Origin of the sequence: Collinsella sp. TM09-10AT (assembly GCF_003436275.1) — a bacterium.
GTDB lineage: Bacteria > Actinomycetota > Coriobacteriia > Coriobacteriales > Coriobacteriaceae > Collinsella.
On sequence record NZ_QSOP01000010.1, the window covers coordinates 70930 to 76929 of the forward strand.

The 6000-nt window shown below is 63.8% G+C and carries 2 protein-coding genes and 1 riboswitch; of the genes, one reads left to right on the plus strand and one right to left on the minus strand.

What is annotated here, in order from left to right:
- Positions 1 to 111: 111 nt before the first annotated feature.
- Complete coding sequence (locus DXD77_RS05825) at positions 112 to 4656, minus strand: FIVAR domain-containing protein (RefSeq protein WP_117564535.1); 4545 nt, start codon at positions 4654 to 4656, stop codon at positions 112 to 114.
- A 167-nt stretch (positions 4657 to 4823) separates the two neighbouring features.
- Positions 4824 to 4951, minus strand: a riboswitch (cobalamin riboswitch).
- A gap of 261 nt (positions 4952 to 5212) precedes the next feature.
- On the opposite strand from DXD77_RS05825, the gene DXD77_RS05830 reads away from it, so the two are divergent.
- The gene (locus tag DXD77_RS05830; protein ID WP_199407918.1) at positions 5213 to 5878 is read left to right on the plus strand and encodes an HAD family hydrolase; all 666 of its coding nucleotides are present in this window, start codon (positions 5213 to 5215) and stop codon (positions 5876 to 5878) included.
- The last annotated feature ends 122 nt before the right edge of the window (positions 5879 to 6000 follow it).

Below are 6000 nucleotides of genomic sequence, written 5' to 3' on the forward strand. Positions count from 1 at the left end.
CTCAAACTGCGAGGAGATGGAAGGGCCCTCCTGCCGAGCTGATCGGTAGGAGGGCCCTTCGCTTTGCAAGACCATACTCCTTGCAGTATTTACCTGGTAGGCAGAGGCTCGCTACGCCGCGCGGCGTTTGGTGTAGACAAACCAGCCGCCGACGGCCCCGATACCGACGATGCCCACGGCAACGCCAGCGATAGCAAAGCCGTTTGGACCCGCGTCCGCAGCCTTGTTGGCGGCGCCGGCGCTCAACGCGGCGGTCTTGCCGGACGTACCCGACTTTTTGCCGCTCTTGTCTGTCTTACCGGCGACGGAAGACTCCGTCAAATCCTTCTTGCCGGATTCAGCCTCGTCCTTGGAATCGCCAGCTGCCTTGGCGCCCTCGCGCGAGGAAGCACCGGCCATCTTGGCGGCCACAGGAGCCATTACGCCCGCAAAACCGCCGGTCCCGTTGCCGGCACCGCCGTCCGACCCGGCACCCGGCGTCAGGACGCCCGGCGCCACCGTGGGCTTCTGCGGGTCCTTGCTGCTCGAGCCCTTGCCCGCCGTCACGGCCGTCTTCCAGGCAATCGTCTCTCCCGAGGAGACACGATATGTCGTGAGCGCGCGGAGCGCCTGCTCGGTCGCCATGGCGTTGGCCGCGCCGCCCTTGCTGTGCGCATAGCCGTTGCCGCCGTCCACGCGGTACAGGTCCAGCGCGCAGACCACGTTGGTCACAGCATTTGCAAACCCGTTGACGGGGTTGGCCGGGTCTCGGTCGAGCGAAAGCAGCGCGAGGATCACCTGGGCATTGGCCTCGGCAGAACCAAAGTCGCAGGTGCCCGCATTCATCTTGCCCTTGAGGTAGGAGAGGCCATTCTCGATGGCAGCATCGACCTTGGTGTCAACCGCGTAAGGCGCCACGGCCTGGATCGCCATAGCCGTCAGGTCCACGTCGCCCAGGCGCGTACCCTCCACAGCCGCGTCGCTGCCGAGGAGCTCACAGACGGCATCCACGAGACTCGCGCACGTCCAGGTGGAGCCGGCGGGCGCATCCGAGCCGCTCGCATTGAGCGCCATCAGCGCGAAGATCTTCTCGTTGGCGCGCGCCATATCGGTGCGGCTGCAGATGAGCTCGACCAGGTTGACGCCGTCATAGTTGGTGATGTCCTTGCCTATGGCGGAGAGAGCCAGCGCCACACGCTCGGTCTCGGTCAGAGCGCAGGTCGCACTCCCCCACTCGGCCTTGTGCTCGGCCAGCGAGGCATGGTAGTTGTCGAGCAGCTTGGAATCGATCTTGCGGCCCGCCTTGGCAAAGTCGTAGATCTCCCACTCGTCGCCGTACTGGAAGGCGTCGGAGCTGCGGCGCGCGTCGATGAACGCAGCGGCAGCGTCGATGCCCGCCGAGGCGGACTCACTCGTGGCGGGGCTCGCGGCCACACCGGCCACGGTGATGGTAAGCGTCACGGGCTCGGCGGGGGCAGTCGTGTCCACCGGCGTACCCGTCGCGACCACCGTGCCGGCCGAAAGCGCCGTCACCGTGTAGTCGCTCGAGGCCACGTACAGGCCGTCGTCGGGAGCGCCGTCGACGTGCTTCCAAGCGCCCTTCTCGTTGCGGTCGATGCTCACGATCCCCGAGGCGTCCTTGCCGTCGAGCGTCTTGAACGTCCAGGTGAGGCCGGGTTCGGTCACGCTCCAGCCGTCCGCGTCGTTCTTGCCGGTAAAGGCCAGGTCGAGCTTTTGCGCCGAGCCGGCCTTGAGGTAGAGGCTGTCCGTGCCGGCCGTCACGCTCGCAAGCGGATTTTGGTAAGCATAAGTCACGTCGCACGACGCGCTGATGACCTTGCCATCGGCGTCCGTGTCGGGCAGCGTCGCGGTAAACGTGGTGGTGCCAGCCTTGTACGCCGTGTAGCCGATCTCGCCCGCGGTGGTGTAGGCCGCCACGGCAGGATCGCTGCTCGTCACGGTAAAGTTGTCGCGGTTGGTGGCGTTGTCGGGCGCCACCACCGGGCGTGCGTGATCGGTCAAAAACGCGCCGCGCTCGGAGAGTGGGCTGCGGCCCTGCAGGTAGACGGTGGCGCCGTCCTCGTTATAGCCCATCGAGATGGACGTGGCGGCCACGGCTTCGGACGTCAGCGTCACGCTCTTGGAGCCGGCGCCCGCAGATGCGGCGTCGCGCGGGGTAACGGTAATCGTGGCACTGCCGGCATGCTTGAAGTAAAAGCAGGCCGAGTAGTCGTTGCTGTAGATGGTCGTAGGATCGCTCGAGGCAAAGTGGAAGCGGCTGAACGAGACGGGCACGTACTCGCCCTTATCGGCATCGACGTAATGCACGCGAATCTCGAGGTTGCGCACCTCGGAGCCCTGGACGGTAGCCGTACCATCGGTCACGTTGCTCACGGTGCCGTCGGAGGCACGATACCACAGCTCAAAGTCGTCGAACTGCTTGGCTTTGGCCTTGATCTTGATGGTAGCCACGGTCTGCTCGGAGCCATCGGCCTTGCGCTCGGTGGCGGTCACCGTGCCGGTAGCGTTGTCGTAGACGTAGAGCTCTCCCGTGGACTCGTTGATGCCGATGTTGCCGCGGTTGGCGTCATCGGTGCCCCAGGTGATGGTGCTCGTGGCCGGGACGCCCTTAAGTGCAAAGACGCCAAGTTTGCGGTAGGCGTCCACAGCATCAGGCGAAACCTCGAGCATATGGCCGGCAACCGTCTGGCTGGTGCCGTCGTTGGCCGTGAAGCTCACGGTGTAGGCGTCGGCGGGCGTGGTGTCCTCGGGCGCCTGGTAGCTGTTGCCCGAGCCAAAGACCGGCGTGCCATTTTTATCGATACCCCAGCTGCTACCGTTGGCGCCGCAGTTGGCGTTGATAAGATCGGCGAAGGCATCGGTGGCCATGTCGGCGGGGTCGACGGCATAGGAGTTGACGAATGCCGAGGCGGGAGCGTCCATCTTGTTGGTGAGGAATGCGCCCCAGTAGGTGTTGACGAGCTGGCCCGCGCTATAGGTCGCGAACAGCGCGCCCGCTGTGCCCTCGGAGGTCGACACGCAGTTGGACACGATGCCGCCGTCGAGCGTACGCGCAAAGCCCGCAACGCCCTTGCCGGTCACACTCGTGGAGCAGTTGAGCACGGCACCCTGAACCTTGTTGCCCAGGGGGCCGAACGCCTTACCGTCCGTCGCCTGCTTGAGTTCACCGGAAAACGAGATGTTCTGCACCACGCCCGTGGAGGCAACGCCGTCCATGAGCGACTTCACGCCGCCACCGTTGGCGAAGGTGATGGTGTGGCCCTGGCCGTCGAGCGTGCCCGCGAGCATGCCCATGGGGGCAAAGAACCAGCTGTCATCGATGGTGATGTCGTTGTCGAGAACGTAGTAGGCGTCGGCGTCGGCGGGCTTGAACTTGTTTTCGAGGTCGCTCTGCGAGCTCAGGCGCACTACGTTCTGCGGCCGAGCCACGGGCTCGGTGGGCTTGGGCTTCTCGAGTGCGGCAATGGCATCGGTGAGCGCCTTGGTTGCGCCGTTGACCTCGACCTGTGCGGCATCGTCGTTGGCGTAGACGTCCTGGGCGCTCACAAGGGCCTCGGCGAGCTTCGACCAGCTCTCGGCCGTGTAGTCGCCCTCGACCCTGGCGCTGGCATCGTCAATCGCAGCCTTAAGGGCATCCTTGTTCACGACGACCGCAGCACCGCCCGAGACCAGCACGGGCAAACCGCCCTGTGCAGACCAGCTAAAGCCGGTGGCAGGAGCATCGGTGTTGAGCTTATCGACCGAGGCCTGGGTCTTGAGGTCGTCGACAGAGATTTTGCTGCCGAAGGAAGAATCATTGCCAAAACCGCAAGCCTGGTCGCCCGCGGTGAAGAGGTTGTTGACCATAGCACCGGAGCTATACCGGCAAACGAGACCATGAGCGAAATAGCCCGACATCGATCCGGAAACGTAAGAGTTGATTACAGACCCACCGTTGAGCGTTCCCACCAGGCCACCGTAATCGGCCCAAGTGCCGCCATCGCTCAAAGTGACCGTCGACCAGCACATCTGCACGGTTCCCGAGCAATTGATCGCAAGGGCGCCCTCATAATCGCCCATGGTTGCCCGGCCCGTCACGCCCAGATTCTGCACCGTGCCAGTCACGCTCTTCGCAAGTGCCTTGCCGTTAAGCACGATGCTGTGGCCCTGGCCATCGAGCGTGCCGGCCACGGTCTCGATCTGCTGGTCGGCGCCAAGACTGATATCCGCCGTAAGCCTCACGACGGCCCCAGCCTCGATGGTGGTAGGCAGCTCGCCAGCAGAAGAGACCGTCATGGTCTCGCCGGCCTTGGCAACGCGCACGTCACGTGCCTGCTGAACATCGGCGTCGTCATCGTCGACGTTCACCGCAGCGGCGTTCTGCCCGTCCGCACTCAGCATGGCGGCAAGCCCCTCATCGGCAGACGGAGCAACGTCGGATCTTGCCTCGTCCGCCGACGCCTCGGCGCCTTCAGCACCCGTCTGCTCGTCCGCAGTGAAACTCGACTCGTCGGCATTCTCGGCAGTATCCGCCTGCTGCGAGGCCTGGGCCTGCGCCTGCACAGCGATCTCTGCCACGCCCTCGGCAAATGCCGACGTACCCGGCATCGACCAGACTAGCAGCACCGAGAAAGCAGCGGCCCCCAGGCGCTTGAGCATAATGTTGTTTCGCGTCACCCGTTCTCCTTCTTTCGCGAACCTGCAATAGAGCCATGGCGAAGAAGGCGGGACAGGCGATACCCCGGCAGCACAAAGGCGCACGTCAGCCACCCTATCGGCAGCAAAACACACGCTCAGCAGCACCCCTTGTAGACCGGAATCCAGCGGCAAACAGAAAGGCCCTCGGTTTCGAGAAGAGCGCGGGCAGGTAATCTGGCTCGCGGGCGCGCCCGCACACAGTAACCGCCTTGCTCGGGATTCTCACCCGATTCCCCTTTATGCGCTCGCGCGCACCCGTGCTCCGGCTTCTATTTTTTAACGGAGGAAGTGTACGTTACCGCAGGTAAATTGGTCAATGCACTACACAAAAACCGCCATATCCGAGCCATATGGCTCCCGGATAACCGCCTATAGGCAACCTCTATCGCCACCAGGCCGCTGACGAACCAAACCCACCCACAAGATTGAGCGGCCCGAATGCCCCCGCGGGACTTTTGACCCGCCCATTCCCGGCTGGGCGGCACGCGCTATTATGGTTGCCGTTTGCGTGAGCTATATAGATGGGAGCGTACCTATGGCAGCTTTTTCCACCGTGATCTTTGACCTTGACGGCACCATCCTCAACACGCTCGAGGACCTGGCGGCCGCCGGCAACCATACCTGCGAGACGCACGGCTGGCCTACGTTTGCCGTCGACGAGTACCGCTACAAGGTGGGAAACAGCATGCTCAAGCTGGTTGAGCGCTTTATGCCCGCCGAGTATGCGGGCGACGGCCGTATGTTTGAGCAGACGCTTACCGAGTTTAGGGCTTACTACGGCGAGCACAAGGAGGACCACACCGCCCCCTATGCCGACACGATCGAGATGCTCGACCGCTTGCGCGCCGCGGGTGTGCAGCTTGCCGTACTCACTAACAAGGACCACGTCTCGGCGGCTCCGCTTATCGAGAAATACTTTGGTTCCGAGCGCTTTGCGCTGGTGCAGGGCCGTGTCGATGCGTTTCCGCCCAAGCCCGAAGCACCCGTCACGCTGCATGTGATGGAAGAGCTGGGTGCCGATCCGGCAACCACGCTCTATGTGGGCGATTCCAATGTCGATATCCTGACCGGCCACAACGCCGGCCTTAAGAGTGCGGGCGTCAGCTGGGGCTTCCGCGGCCGCGCAGAGCTGGAAGCCGCCGGCGCCGACTACGTGGTGGACACCCAGGCAGAGCTCACGGCGCTGGTACTGGGCGAGTAACCGCCCATCCCTCCCACGGGCAGCTAATGTGGGACGGAACTCTTTTAGCCGTCCCCCGCACCAAAGAAATGTCCCCAGCTGCCGGCAGAGACGATATGAGCAGGACATAAAAACATTGAGAG

Bases quoted from the DNA above. Each gene is read 5' to 3' on its own strand.
- DXD77_RS05830 (WP_199407918.1), top strand. From the start codon at position 5,213: ATGGCAGCTTTTTCCACCGTGATCTTTGACCTTGACGGCACCATCCTC.